This is a genomic window from Tetragenococcus muriaticus DSM 15685, assembly GCF_000423785.1.
Taxonomy (GTDB): Bacteria; Bacillota; Bacilli; order Lactobacillales; family Enterococcaceae; genus Tetragenococcus; species Tetragenococcus muriaticus.
Genome location: NZ_AUIQ01000013.1, coordinates 1 through 13,021 on the forward strand (window position 1 = coordinate 1; position 13,021 = coordinate 13,021).

Annotated in this window: 15 protein-coding genes and 1 riboswitch; all 15 genes read right to left on the reverse strand. The window is 36.0% G+C overall.

Annotated features, from left to right (window positions below):
* Positions 1-356: 356 nt before the first annotated feature.
* A complete protein-coding gene (gene rpsA / locus G577_RS0103505) occupies positions 357-1,577 on the reverse strand; it encodes a 30S ribosomal protein S1 (protein WP_028789988.1) in 1,221 nt (406 codons plus the stop codon).
* 127 nt (positions 1,578-1,704) lie between these two features.
* Entirely contained in the window at positions 1,705-2,106 is a 402-nt protein-coding gene (locus G577_RS10980) for a DUF4430 domain-containing protein (RefSeq protein ID WP_051176617.1), read from the reverse strand.
* Positions 2,103-2,783, reverse strand: a complete 681-nt coding sequence (cmk, locus tag G577_RS0103515; RefSeq protein WP_028789989.1) for a (d)CMP kinase — start codon at positions 2,781-2,783, stop codon at positions 2,103-2,105. The genes G577_RS10980 and cmk overlap by 4 nt, the downstream gene beginning before the upstream one ends.
* Positions 2,784-2,854: 71 nt before the next feature.
* Positions 2,855-3,646, reverse strand: coding sequence for an SAG1386/EF1546 family surface-associated protein (locus G577_RS0103520; RefSeq protein WP_028789990.1), 792 nt, complete (start codon positions 3,644-3,646; stop codon positions 2,855-2,857).
* A gap of 77 nt (positions 3,647-3,723) precedes the next feature.
* Positions 3,724-5,118: a RecQ family ATP-dependent DNA helicase gene (locus G577_RS0103525; RefSeq protein WP_028789991.1), complete on the reverse strand. Its 1,395-nt coding sequence runs from the start codon at positions 5,116-5,118 to the stop codon at positions 3,724-3,726.
* On the reverse strand, positions 5,112-6,119 hold the full coding sequence (locus tag G577_RS0103530; RefSeq protein ID WP_028789992.1) for a helix-turn-helix domain-containing protein: 1,008 nt from the start codon (positions 6,117-6,119) through the stop codon (positions 5,112-5,114). Before G577_RS0103530 ends, G577_RS0103525 begins: the two co-directional genes overlap by 7 nt.
* Positions 6,120-6,325: 206 nt before the next feature.
* On the reverse strand, positions 6,326-6,925 hold the full coding sequence (locus G577_RS0103535; RefSeq protein ID WP_028789993.1) for an ECF transporter S component: 600 nt from the start codon (positions 6,923-6,925) through the stop codon (positions 6,326-6,328).
* Positions 6,926-7,062: 137 nt separating this feature from the next.
* A riboswitch (FMN riboswitch) is annotated at positions 7,063-7,186 on the reverse strand.
* A gap of 176 nt (positions 7,187-7,362) precedes the next feature.
* Entirely contained in the window at positions 7,363-8,082 is a 720-nt protein-coding gene (locus G577_RS0103540) for a pseudouridine synthase (RefSeq protein WP_028789994.1), read from the reverse strand.
* Entirely contained in the window at positions 8,083-8,673 is a 591-nt protein-coding gene (gene scpB / locus G577_RS0103545; protein ID WP_028789995.1) for an SMC-Scp complex subunit ScpB, read from the reverse strand.
* Positions 8,666-9,433 carry a segregation/condensation protein A gene (locus tag G577_RS0103550; RefSeq protein ID WP_028789996.1) on the reverse strand — a complete coding sequence of 256 codons (768 nt, stop codon included), beginning with the start codon at positions 9,431-9,433 and terminating at the stop codon, positions 8,666-8,668. The genes scpB and G577_RS0103550 overlap by 8 nt, the downstream gene beginning before the upstream one ends.
* A gap of 33 nt (positions 9,434-9,466) precedes the next feature.
* Positions 9,467-10,357: a site-specific tyrosine recombinase XerD gene (gene xerD, locus G577_RS0103555; protein WP_028789997.1), complete on the reverse strand. Its 891-nt coding sequence runs from the start codon at positions 10,355-10,357 to the stop codon at positions 9,467-9,469.
* A gap of 139 nt (positions 10,358-10,496) precedes the next feature.
* Positions 10,497-10,955, reverse strand: a complete 459-nt coding sequence (gene fur / locus G577_RS0103560) for a ferric iron uptake transcriptional regulator (RefSeq protein ID WP_028789998.1) — start codon at positions 10,953-10,955, stop codon at positions 10,497-10,499.
* A gap of 108 nt (positions 10,956-11,063) precedes the next feature.
* Positions 11,064-11,927 (reverse strand): CvfB family protein, encoded by an 864-nt coding sequence (locus G577_RS0103565; RefSeq protein WP_028789999.1) that lies wholly within the window; start codon positions 11,925-11,927, stop codon positions 11,064-11,066.
* 16 nt (positions 11,928-11,943) lie between these two features.
* Entirely contained in the window at positions 11,944-12,267 is a 324-nt protein-coding gene (locus tag G577_RS0103570; protein WP_028790000.1) for an AzlD domain-containing protein, read from the reverse strand.
* Positions 12,254-12,961, reverse strand: a complete 708-nt coding sequence (locus tag G577_RS0103575; protein ID WP_038023885.1) for an AzlC family ABC transporter permease — start codon at positions 12,959-12,961, stop codon at positions 12,254-12,256. The genes G577_RS0103570 and G577_RS0103575 overlap by 14 nt, the downstream gene beginning before the upstream one ends.
* Positions 12,962-13,021: the final 60 nt, after the last annotated feature.

Sequence of the window (13,021 nt, forward strand, 5' to 3'; positions counted from 1 at the left end):
TGCTGACTTCTCACTATTCGTTGTTACTACTAAATCGTTAGTGAGACCTCACGGGATAAGTGTTATCTCTTTCCTCGTTTACCCATAAGGTTTACGCCACAAGATTACGGTTACCTTTTGGACTTTATCGCCTTTAGCCGACTTATCCGCTCGTAGCGCCTTCCTACCTTATTCCTGTTCGTTGGGCCACGATTTCGCTATTGCTTCCTCTCTCCCGTGCCTCACAGCACGAAACTTGCAAGTCGCTTTGGGATTCGTTGGTAACGACGCTCCACAGAGACTTTCACTCTAGACATAACACATGCCCGTCATACTAAAAAAAGACTGTTTAAAAACAGTCCCTTTTTATTCATAATCTATTGTTCATCATCTTCATTTAAAGCTTCACCTAAAATATCTCCCATAGTAAAGCCAGACCCATCATCCTCAAAATTTTGATAATCTTCGGGGTCAGGTTCATCTTGATTTTCTTCTGTTTCAGGTTGTTCTTCTAATGATTTAATGCTTAATGCAATGCGATGCTCATCCGGGTTAACATCTAAGACTTTTACTTGAACTTGTTCTCCTTCTGTTAACACCTCGTGCGGCGTTGCAATATGTTTATGCGAGATTTGTGAAATATGGACTAAACCTTCTACACCCGGGAATACTTCTACAAAGGCACCAAAACTAGTTAAACGTTTTACAGTCCCTTCTAAGACACTCCCTTTAGGAGCTTTTTCTTCGATATTTGTCCAAGGGCCAGGCAGTGTATCTTTGATCGACAGAGAAACTCGTTCAGTTGCTGGGGCCACTGACAATACAGCAACATTAACTTTATCTCCAACGCTTAACACATCGCTAGGTTTAGCAACATGAGCATGGGAAATTTCAGAAACATGAACAAGTCCATCAATGCCTCCTAGGTCAATAAATGCACCAAAGTTCGTTAAACGAGCTACTGTACCTTCAATTACGTCGCCTTCTGAAATGGAATTAAGCAATTCTTCCTTCTTCTTTTCCTTTTCTTCTTTAACAATGGCTTTGTGAGATAAGATCAAGCGATTTTCTGAAGGTTCAATTTCAATAATTTTAAATTCCAAAGTTCTCCCTTTATAATCATTAAAATCATCAACAAAGTAGTCTTCTACCATCGATGCTGGTACGAATCCTCGTACACCAACATCTACAACGAGTCCGCCTTTGACTACATTTGTTACAGGCGCTTCAACCGTTTCTCCATTTTGATATTTTTCTTCAATATCTTCCCAAACCTTTTTAGCATCAAGGCGACGCTTGGATAGTAAATAGCTACCATTTTCTTTATCATCACCAATCGATGAGATAACAACAAAGTCAAGTACGTCACCAACTTTTATGATTTCATTAATATCTTCTACCGGTAGAGTAGACAATTCTTTAGCAGGGGCTACCCCTTCAACGCCAGTCCCTTCAATGCCAACAATTGCTTGTCTATCCTCAATAGCAAGCACTTCGCCTTTTACGATATCCCCAACTTTTACATCGTGGACGGCGTTTAGAGCATCTTCCATTGTTTCACCATTTTCTGCAAAGTTATTATTTTCAAATTCTGTCATAACATATATCCTCCTAACCAACGATTTAAAAAGCACTTCACTCTTTAATCTATGTCATATTAAGAAAAAAATAAAGCGATTTCTGTATATTTTTATTGAAAACTCAGAGACTAAGTCAATTTTTCAATTATTCCATCTCATCATAGGTAAAAGTCACTTGATCACTATCTTCTAATGTAGTATCCTCAGCACCTGTGTTTACCATTTCATCATTTATTGTATAAGTCCAATACAGATTTTCTTCTTCGTCTTGTTCAACACCCTCAACAGCAACAATCATCCCATTTTCTTCTTTAATCGCAAAGTTATTACGCATCACTTGCATCAACGATTCGTCTGTTGTTGTTTCAACTTCTGTTTCGCCGATGGTTTGACCTCTTTCCTCAATATCTACTGTAACATTTATTTGCTCTGCTTGGCTAGTTTGAACTGTTGTTTCATTAGTACCTTCAGAATTGTTTCCGTTTGAACAACCAACAATAAATAAAGCACCTATAAAGGTAAAATAAGTAGTCATTTTTTTCTTCATTTAACTTCTCCCATCTTTTCCTTCACTATGCTTTCGACTGTAGCTACCACTTCATCAATCGAAAACCCTGTTGTATCAACCAAAGAAGCATCTTTAGCTTGTTTTAAAGGAGAAGTCTCTCGATGAGAGTCCGTATAATCTCGTTGTTCAATTTCTTTTTTTAAGGTATTATAATTACTTTTTATACCCTTGTCTTGATTTTCTTTATAACGTCTTTTGGCACGTTCACTTGCCGAAGCGACTAAAAAAATTTTTACTTCAGCCTGCGGGAGTACAGTGGTGCCAATATCTCTTCCATCCATCACCACTCCTCCTGAAGCAGCAATCTTTTGCTGTACTTTGACCAAATGATCTCGGACTCCGGGAAGAGCTGAAACTTCAGACACATGATTTGTCACTTCTGGTTGCCGAAGCGCTTGAGTGACATCTTCTCCTTGGATCAATACAGCTTGACCCCAATCCGTTTGTTTAAAAGTAATTGGATAGTTTTCAATCAATTCAATTAAAGCTGTTTCATCTAGAAAAGATACTTGATGTTTTATAGCTAAATAAGTAACGCCACGATACATCGCTCCTGTATCAGTATAAACAAAGCCAAAATCTTTAGCAATAATTTTTGCAATCGTACTTTTCCCAGAAGACGCTGGGCCATCAATGGCAATATTGATTTTATGCATGGGACTACTCCTCGTCTAAAACTATAAAAATTTCACTTATTATAGATAAAGAAACCGCATAGGCGGCTTTTTTATCTAGTTCTTAACTCTTGTCCAGGATTTACATGGAAGTTATTAGGATCCATTCCATTTAATTCTGCAAGTTCTTCTACGCTCAAACCATTTCTTTCAGCTACTTGTTGTAAGCCATCGCCCGCTTGAACTGTTGCATATCCTTGGCCATCTTGACCATTTTGTTCTTGGTCTTGGTCCTGGTCCTGTTGATTTTGACCCTGTTGCTCTTGGTCTTGCTGTTGTTGATCTTGCTGACCTTGACCTTGTTGTTCTTCATTTTGACCTTGTTGGTTTTGATCTTGCTGATTTTGACCATCTTGTTGTCCTTGATTTTGGTCCTGTTGATATTGCTCTTGATTTTGATCTTGACCTTGCTCTTGAGCTGCTTGTTGCTCATCTGCCCCTTCAGCAGCTTGCTGCTGTTCTTGTTCTTGAGCTGCTTGTTGTTCTTCATTCTCTTCAGAGGAAGCTTCTTCTGAAGACGTTTCTTCAGTTGAACTGCTTTGTGTTGAGGATTCTTCTGAAGTAGACGATGTAGAAGATTCTACTGTACTTGATGTTGTTTGTTCAGTATTAGCAGCAGTTTCAGTATCATTGTTACGGTTCATCACCCATAACCCAGCAACTGTTGGTACTGCAATAATCAACGCCAATAAAACCACAACAATCGTCAAAAAAGTGCTACTTCCTCTTTTTTGATGACGCTGTTGCGAGCGCGACACATTTTCGTCGTCACTTTCTGTATCATATATGGGTTGTTCCCACGGCTCTTGTTCTTGCGAATTCTTATTTCTATCTTTTCTACTCACTTCAAATAACCTCCCACTCACTATCTTTCCGATGTATTATACCACAGATAATCCTTCTATGTCTTCCTAAATTGCTGTCATTTTTCTTCTTTAAACATTTTTAGTAAAATCTCTTGCCAATGGTCTTTTTTAGGAGAAAAATAAAAATCCTTCTCTTCTTCTGACGAAATATTTGCTAAACCGTGGAAGTCACAACAACGATTGGAAACTTTAGTTAAATTCTCCCCAAAGTAATTTAATAAAAATTCTCTGCGACAACCTTGAAAATAAACATATGAAAGCATTTGTTCCAATTTCTTCTGTTTTTCTGTCTCATTTTGTTCAAGTCTTTCTAAAAAAGTCTCTTTCTCAAATTTTTTTGTCTGCTGCAACCATTTTTCTTGTAGTTCTGATAAATTTTCGAATTGCCGATAATTTATCTTAAATTCAAAAAGTTCACGCTCTTGTTGTGCTTGTTGCTGCATAAAATAATGAATTTTCTCATCTTGTGGTTTATACAAAAGAATAGCATCACTATCTTTTTGATCTCGCCCACTTCTTCCAATTTCTTGCATATAATTTTCTAAACTATCAGGCAAATCATAATGAATAACCATTCGTATGTCTGGTTTATCTACTCCCATCCCAAAAGCACTGGTGCAAATCAGAAACTGCAAATGATCTTGAATAAATTGTTGTTGCAAAAGTCTTCTTTGGCTACTGTCCAAGCCTCCGTGATAATAACCAACATTGTAATGTTGCTTTAATTGATAATACAGTTCTTCTACTTTTTTTCTAGTAGCACAATAAATAAGAGCAGAACCCTTAGCAACAGATAATAATCGTTTTAGTTCTATTAACTTTTCACGAGTAAAAACTACTGATAATGAAACATTAGGTCGATCTACTGAGTCGCAAAACTCGCCTACTTTTTGATCAAACAGCACTGTTTTTATTTCTTCTTTGACTTTTTTTGTAGCTGTAGCTGTTAATGCCAATGTTACTGGGGTGTTTAAACGTTGCTTGGCATATTTCAAATTTCGATATTCTGGACGAAAATCAATTCCCCATTGGGAAATACAGTGAGCTTCATCTACAACAAATAGAGCTATATGATAAAGTTGTAAGCGTGAAAGCACTTTTTCTTGCATCAGCATCTCTGGGCTTAAGAAAACAAATTTATATTGAGTGAGATGACTCAATATGTGTATCTTGTCTTGTTCTTTTAAGTTCCCATTTAAAACGACAGCTCTTTTTTCTCCATTTTTCTGTAACGAAGCGAGTTGATCTTCCATCAAAGAAATTAACGGGGTAATAATTAAGACGACGCCCTCTTTTAAATAAGCTGGAAGTTGGTAGCAAAGACTTTTCCCTGAACCAGTTGGAAGAACTGCCAAAAAATCTTGTTCTTGTAATAAAGCAGTAATTGTCTCTTTTTGCCCCGGACGAAACTGTGTATAGTGAAAATACTGATAAAGTGCTTCTTCTAACATGATAATTGCTTCTTCCTCCAGATTTGATAAAGCCGGATTTCTAAAAACGTAGCTTCAAATAATTCTGTTAGTTCTTTAAATGGATAAGTAAAAGAATCCTTAGGCATTTTTTTAAGAACATTTTGCATATCTTGTGATAAAAAATCAGAAAAAGGAAACGCAGAATCTATCAACGACCATTCAATTAAATGATCTTGTATCGTTCCTTCTTTTAGCTTCCGTTGTTTTTTTATTTGTTCGATTGATCTCCCTTGACGAACTAGTTCTCGTGTTTGCAACATACTTTGGTTATAATTTTGTAAAAGTAATGGAGACAAAAATTGATATAATAAGTACTCTGGATGCTTTGTAATTTGTGCTAATAATTGGTGAATAGCTGCTGATTTATACAAAGTAGACCAAAGTGTTTGTTCATATTTATCTGGTATTAATTGAAAAAAGGCCGCTCCTTCTTGTTGATAACCAGAAAGCGCTTGGGCTAATAGGTTCGCATGGTCTTCTGTCAACGTTTGAAATAAATCCTTCGTTTCTTCATAAATTATTTCAGGTAATTTTTGTCCATATTGGTGAGTAACCGCCCGAACTCTTTCTGTATAAATAGGAGCATTCTCTAACGGTACATACTGTTCCCTTTTTCCTAAAAAGGAAGTTACTTGTAATAAAAAACGAAAAGAGCGCCAACAAACTTCCTCTTTCCTGCCAAATTGAAAATAGTTCAGTGACTGAAATGCGGATGTTCGTAATACATTAGACAAAAGTTCCCCTTTCAAAATTACTTGCTGCTGATCTTGACTTAGGTAACCTTTATGAACAAGTGTTGCTATTTCTTGGTCAAATTTTTCTTTTTCTAACGTTGGTAAAACTGAAAAGTAAGGCAAAAGATCATGAAAGTAAGCATAGCATAAAACAGAAGTAGTATGCTTACCCACCAAAATTTGATAAAGCGTTGTTTTTTTTAACTTCTTGTTTCCCATAAATAGCGATAAAATAAAGTCTTCCATATAACCTCCAGAAAAACCTAATCACATATTTCTTAAAGTTTATAAATGATCCTCATTAACAGCTTTGCTTGAAAACCTACCCTACATTTATTATACACTAAAACTTTCTCCATTAAATAGCCTTGAAATAACTTTTTATGAAAATAACCAGTTAGTCTATGAGACTAACTGGTTACTTTGTTATTTTATTAAAAATTTTAAACGTTTTAATTCATCGGATAATGCACTGTCGATTGGTCGCGTTTTCTGCTAATCCAAGGAAGAAGTTTCGTATGAAGAATCAAGAATACGGCACTGACTAACCCACCTTTGATTAAGTTAAACGGTAAGATACCAATAACGACATAATTTGCTAGTGGCATTCCTAACATTTCTGTTACCGATAATTGGAAAAAACGTAAATATAACGGAGTAATCACAAAGTAGTTAGCAACACTCATGAATAAAGTCATCGAAAATACGCCTAAAAAAGTTCCTACAACTTTATTACGTAAATTCGTCCCTTTGTTAAAAAAGTAATAAACAGGTAAGCAATAACAAGTAGTCGCTAAAAAACTAGCCACATCGCCTACGATATTTTGCGGCGCTAAACCAGTCGTTATAAGATGTAAAAACGATCTAAGAAAAGCGGTCAAAACACCACTGATAGGACCAAACAGAAACATACTCAAAATAACTGGTACATCACTAAAATCAATTTTCAAAAAACCAAACGCTGGCATAACCGGGAAGGCTATGTATTGTAAGACCAGCCCCATCGCTGCAAACATCGCTACAGCTACCATTTTCCTAGCATTACTATGCATATAAATCCTCCTAGTACAAGGATTCATCTTCATCGGAACCTATTTATTTTTTCTGCCTTTTACTCATAAAAAAAACTCTATTTTCCTAAGGGAGAATAGAGTACTTGTTCTAACAAAAGTCAGATAAACCAAATATGCTCTATCTTCTTTATCCAGACTATACTGTCGGTATTGGACTTACACCAAATCAACCACTTTTACTAAGCAGTTCGTGGACTTTTACCACCGGTCGGGAATCACACCCTGCCCCTGAAGACGAACCTTCATTATTTTTCTATAATTAATTATACATAAACTTTTACAAATTGCAACTCCTTTGTTTCTAACAAATAACAGGGAGTAAAATACAAATTCCCCCCCATGTTTAACAAGACAGGAAGCATTTTTCGAATCCACTCCCCGTAAAACAAGCGAACTTCCTAATAGAACGTTTACTGTTAATTTTTGGAATCTTCTAATAAGCGATTTATTTCACGCTTATGCAATTCGCGATAATCTCCTGGCTTTAAGTTTTCCAGTGTCAAATGGCCGTAACGTTCACGTTTTAACTTTTCAACTGGTAAGCCACAAGCTTTTAACATATTTTTTACTTGATGATTTCGTCCTTCATGAATGGTCAGCTGAACAATACTCTTTTGTGTTTGTGTATCTGTAGACAAAATAGCAAATTTTGCTGGCGCTACCTTTTTCCCCTCGATCGTCATTTGTTTGGTAACAGGCATTAACTTTTTATTTGTCGCTACTCCACTTACCTTAGCCACATACACTTTATCGACTTCATGTTTAGGATGTGTTAATTTTTGCGATACATCTCCATCGTTTGTCAAAAGAAGAAGTCCAGAAGTATTATAATCTAAGCGTCCAACTGGATAGATTCGTTCTTTAATCTCTGTAAAGTAGTCAGTTACTACGGGTCTATTCTTATCGTCTGAAACCGCAGAAATAACTTCTCGCGGTTTATAAAACATGAAATAAACTGGTTCTTCTTGATAAATAGGTACTTGGTCCACTTCAATTTTATCTTTACTTGTTACTTGTACGCCTAATTCTTTTACTACTTCGCCATTTACTTTGACGCGGCCTTGTACAATATAGTCTTCAGCTTTTCTTCTAGAAGCAACGCCAGCATGAGCGATCACTTTTTGTAATCGTTGCATTTAATTTTCTCCTTTTTCTTCTCTTGTTTCTTCGTAACGGTCAGCGCATAAATCAAGAGGAATGTCAGTAGACAATTCTTCTTCCATCGCTTGAATATCAGGTAACTCTTGCATTGAATTTAAGCCAAAATAGTCCATAAAATATTCTGTAGTACCATATAAAATAGCCCTACCCGGTCCTTCTACACGTCCTTTTTCTTCAATTAAACGATGCGTCGCTAATTTCTGAACAGAGCCAGAAGACTGAACACCTCTTATATCATCAACTTCCATCCGAGTAATTGGCTGTTTATACGCGATAATTGCTAATGCTTCAAGAGCTGCTTGTGAAAGGCGATTTGCTATGGGGGATTTCGCGTATTTTTTTAAAATGGCAGCATACTTTTTCTTCGTAGCTAAAATAAAATGATTCCCTAATTCAAGAACACTTAATGAAGAATGTAGATCTTCTTGATATTTTTCATTTAAATTTTGAATTAATCGATAAATTTCTGGTTCTGGCTGTCCCATAAGAAAGCTTAATTCTTCCAATTGAACGCCTTCATCTCCTGCAACAAAAAGTAAAGCTTCTAACTGTCCCATATCATCCATCTACATAACCTCCCTTATCTTCATATACTGGATAAAGCAGGATATCCTCATAATTACTCGTCTGACCTACATTCGCTTTCCTGCTTTTGACTAACTCCAATAACGCGATAAAAGTGACCACAATTTCACTTTTGGAGTAACTATCCATAAAGGCATCTAATAAACAACCTTCATGAGGGTTAACCGCTTGATAAAGTTGTTTTTCCATAGATTGAATTTTTTCATCAATACTTGTTTCATCAGCAGAGATGGTCGTCTTAAGCACTTTTCGCTTCTTCTTTTTTTCTAACATTGATCGAAATGCCAAATAAAGGTCCATTGTCTTAAATTGCCCTTTTTCAAGAGAAGTGTCTTCATCTTTATATTCGTCCATATCCATAGGTTCTTTGGTAAAGTAATTACGTCTTTCCTCTGCTTTTTCTGAAAGCTGTTTAGCCGCATATTTATATTTTCGATATTCTAATAGTTGCTCAACCAAGGCCTCGCGAGGGTCTTCTTCATACTCATCGTCTTCTTCAATTTCCTCTTGCTTAGGTAAAAGCATTTGACTTTTAATAGACATCAGGGTTGCCGCCATTACAAGATAGTCCCCAGCAATCTCCAATTGAGTGTTATCCATCGCATGAATATAGTTCATGTATTGTTCAGTAACTTGTGCTATCGGGATATCATAAATGTCTATTTCTAACGTCTGGATCAAATGCAATAGTAAATCTAGCGGTCCTTCAAATATATCTAACTTTACCTTTATTTCTGTCATAACTACTCCTCACGTATCTTTTACGCACTAAAATCAAGCACGTGGAAAATATTGTTTATATACATCTGCCATCCGTCTTTTGGTAATATGTGTGTAAATTTGTGTGGTAGAAATATCTGCATGCCCCAAAAGCTCCTGTACTGTTCGAAGGTCTGCACCATTTTCCAATAAATGAGTGGCAAAACTATGCCGTAAAGTATGAGGAGTCACATTTTTCAAGATACCTGCTTTTAACACCAAAGCTTTTAAATTTTTCCAAATGCCTTGACGTGAAAGACTTGTTCCATGACCGTTAACAAATAAATGCTCTTCTTCAGCATGTTTTTGACATAACAAGGGTCTGGCTTCTTCTAAATAAGTTTCTATCCAATAAATGGCCATATCTCCTAAAGGGACAATCCGCTCTTTATCCCCTTTTCCAGTAGTCTGTAATAATCCCATACTTAGATGTAGATCATTTAACTTTAACCCTACAAGCTCACTTACCCGTAAACCAGTGGCATACATCACTTCTAAAATTGCGCGGTCGCGCAATCCTAATGGTTTTTTTGTATCTGGCGTTTCAATTAAACGTTCTACTTCATTGATATTAAGCGCATCTGGTAACTTTTGTGATGTTTTGGGTGAATCGATATGTTGCATAGGATCATGATCAATATAACGTTCTTGACGAAGAAATTGATGAAAGCGGCGCAAACTTGTGACCATTCGAGTTATAGTAGCAGACGATTTCCCTTCATCTTGCAAATACTGCAAAAAAGCAATAATCGTAAAACGATCTACGTCCTGCCAATTCGTTAGCTTTTTTTTATGTAAAAAAAATAGATACTGCTCTAGATCACGTTGATAACTTTTTCTCGTATTACTTGAAAGACCACGTTCGATTAAGAGATAATGTAAATAGTCCGTTACTTGTTCATTCATCGATTTCTCACCTTCTTCATCTATCTTAGGATTATCTCACAAAACAAATCCCCGCTGCAATCCATTTGTCAAAAATTACCATTTCCTTTATTTAATCACTTCTACCAATACAAAGAAGAGAAAAAAGAAAGCTGGGGGTTCAGCTTTCTTGGTGTTTACGTTGACATTGTTGACATATTCCATGAAAGGTTAAACGATGGTCTTTTACAGCAAAATGAAATCGCTTTTCTACAATTTCTTCGACATTTCCTAGTAAGTCTTCATCGATTTCCTCGATATTCCCACATTCAAGGCACAATAAATGATGATGAAAGTGCTTAGCTCCGTCTTTTCTAAGATCATAACGAGAAACGCCGTCATCAAAACTAACCTTATCTACAATTTTCAAATCAGATAAAATCTCCAAAGTTCGATAAACAGTGGCCAGTCCAATTTCTGGACTTTTTTGCTTTACAAAGAAAAAAATCTCTTCAGCAGATAAATGATCTTTTTCATTCTCTAATAAAACAAGCAAAGTGGCCTCCCGTTGTGGAGTTAGTTTAAATCCTGAATCATGAAGTTGTCTTTTCGTCTTTTTTAACGCTTCACCAGTAGTCATTGAAACCTCCAACATTTTTCTATTTATAACTATTTTAATCTAGATGTTTATTGCCTAGTTTCACTTTAAAATAAGTATAAAATAGAAAAAGGTATTAAACAAGTTTTCTCAATTAGAATTTTTCGTTAGTTTGGTTACACCATTTTCTTGTACAATTAACCGCTGCTTTAGCAAATTTCCCAGGGCACGCTTAAATCGCGCCTTACTAATACCAAATAGTCGCTCAATTTCTTCTGGAGAGGACTTTATTGTATAAGCCATCTCTTGATTAGGCCTTTGTTTTAAATAAGCATATACCATCGCTGCATCCTCAGGAATTGCTTCATAAGCTCTTGGCTTTAATGACACATTTGCTATGCCGTCTGGTCGCATACCTATCACTCGTCCTGAAACACGTTGGCCCAAACGAGGCTCTGTGTATCTTTCTGATGGATGAATAAAACCAATATGATAATCATCGGTTAATATATAGCTACCCGCAATTTTCAGACGATACACAACCCCTGAGATATCTTTATTTTGCATCTCTTCATTGGCCATTTTTTTTAAAGATTGAAAATGGTGATCTTCTGCTAGTGTGCCCCAAATACGGTCTTTTTTATCGACACGTAAAGCGATCATTAACCGGTCTTCCTTTTTAGGCCACAAATTATGCATTGTAGGCAGCTCGTCTAAAGAAACAGCGATATCTTTATCTGATAGACCAATATCTACAAACACACCTAAGTCGCGACGAACTTCAGTGACCGGTGCAAATGCATAGTGTCCCTTTCTTATTTTAGGTATTTGAGTAGTAAAAGCAGCTTCTTGTTTTTGGTTTAAATAGCCAAAGCCCTCCACAGCTTCTCCTAAGACATGGTTTCCTTCCTCTTTTTTTAACCTAAAAGTTTGTCCGCTTTTTTGGACAAAATAATATTGCTCATTTTCATCGGTAATAATCCCGGTAAAAACAGATGCGATCAAGTCATTCATAAAATTTTTCTCCTTTTTAAATAAACAAGCGAATAAGTGCTATTGCTATAATACCTGTGACAACGATTTTCATCAAATCTTTTGTATAAATTCCTACAATTAACGCAGGGATACATGCTAATGTTTCAGGAATGTCGAGTACAGGAGGTCTTCCAGTTGAAACACTTAGCAAATTCTGAACTAATAAGGCAGTCAAAATACATAAAGGCAGATAATCTAGAAATAAACGAAACTTTGCCGGAAAATTCATTTTCTTAGCAAAAGCAAACGGTAAAATTCGAGGGATCCAAGTAACAATAAAGCAGCCTAATATTAAATAGAGATATTCAGTACTTATCATGTGTTATCACCCCCACAATGCATCCCACTAAAGCTGAAATAATAACAGCAATTTCAGGTGATGTCCACCACATAAGTCCATACAATACAATAATAACACTCATTAAAACAATAATTGTTTGTTTCGTTTTAGCTTTTAACGGTATCTCAACTTGAAATAAAAAAAGCCCCAAGAACATGGCTACTAAAGCAAAGTCTAACCCAAATACTTCAGGATCTGGAATAAATTCTCCTAATATGCCACCTAATATCGTCGCTACAATCCACGTTAAATAAGCACAAATATTTAAGCCATTTGTCCAAGCGACACTCACTTCTCCTACTTTTTTTAAAGCCATTGTCAAAACACCATAAGACTCATCAGTCAATAGTGTGCCAATACCAATATTTTCTAACAACGAAGATTGTCGAAAATAGGGAGCTACTGAAAGACTCATCAAAAAATGACGCAAGTTCACTAGAAAAACGGTAGCTATAATAGAAGTAATCGGCGCTTGAATAGCTATCAATCCACAAATAATAAACTGAGCACTCCCAGCATAAACAATGGCTGACATTAGAAAAATAGCAAATACTGATAAACCCACACCTTTGCCGACAACTCCTAGAGCAAAACCGATACCCAAATACCCCAATATTGTAGGAACGCAAGCTTTTATCCCTTCAGCAAATGTTTCATATTTTACTTCTTTCATAATAAAACCTCTTTAAGTTTAGTTTGTATTTTCTTAATATCATACCGAAACTAAAGGAAG

Excerpts from the sequence above, each read along its gene's own strand:
- rpsA (WP_028789988.1), bottom strand. The coding sequence starts at position 1,577 with ATGACAGAATTTGAAAATAATAACTTTGCAGAAAATGGTGAAACAATG.
- G577_RS10980 (WP_051176617.1), bottom strand. The coding sequence starts at position 2,106 with ATGAAGAAAAAAATGACTACTTATTTTACCTTTATAGGTGCTTTATTT.
- cmk (WP_028789989.1), bottom strand. The coding sequence starts at position 2,783 with ATGCATAAAATCAATATTGCCATTGATGGCCCAGCGTCTTCTGGGAAA.
- G577_RS0103525 (WP_028789991.1), bottom strand. The coding sequence starts at position 5,118 with ATGTTAGAAGAAGCACTTTATCAGTATTTTCACTATACACAGTTTCGT.
- G577_RS0103530 (WP_028789992.1), bottom strand. The coding sequence starts at position 6,119 with ATGGAAGACTTTATTTTATCGCTATTTATGGGAAACAAGAAGTTAAAA.
- G577_RS0103535 (WP_028789993.1), bottom strand. The coding sequence starts at position 6,925 with ATGCATAGTAATGCTAGGAAAATGGTAGCTGTAGCGATGTTTGCAGCG.
- G577_RS0103540 (WP_028789994.1), bottom strand. The coding sequence starts at position 8,082 with ATGCAACGATTACAAAAAGTGATCGCTCATGCTGGCGTTGCTTCTAGA.
- scpB (WP_028789995.1), bottom strand. The coding sequence starts at position 8,673 with ATGGATGATATGGGACAGTTAGAAGCTTTACTTTTTGTTGCAGGAGAT.
- G577_RS0103550 (WP_028789996.1), bottom strand. The coding sequence starts at position 9,433 with ATGACAGAAATAAAGGTAAAGTTAGATATATTTGAAGGACCGCTAGAT.
- xerD (WP_028789997.1), bottom strand. The coding sequence starts at position 10,357 with ATGAATGAACAAGTAACGGACTATTTACATTATCTCTTAATCGAACGT.
- fur (WP_028789998.1), bottom strand. The coding sequence starts at position 10,955 with ATGACTACTGGTGAAGCGTTAAAAAAGACGAAAAGACAACTTCATGAT.
- G577_RS0103565 (WP_028789999.1), bottom strand. The coding sequence starts at position 11,927 with ATGAATGACTTGATCGCATCTGTTTTTACCGGGATTATTACCGATGAA.
- G577_RS0103570 (WP_028790000.1), bottom strand. The coding sequence starts at position 12,267 with ATGATAAGTACTGAATATCTCTATTTAATATTAGGCTGCTTTATTGTT.
- G577_RS0103575 (WP_038023885.1), bottom strand. The coding sequence starts at position 12,961 with ATGAAAGAAGTAAAATATGAAACATTTGCTGAAGGGATAAAAGCTTGC.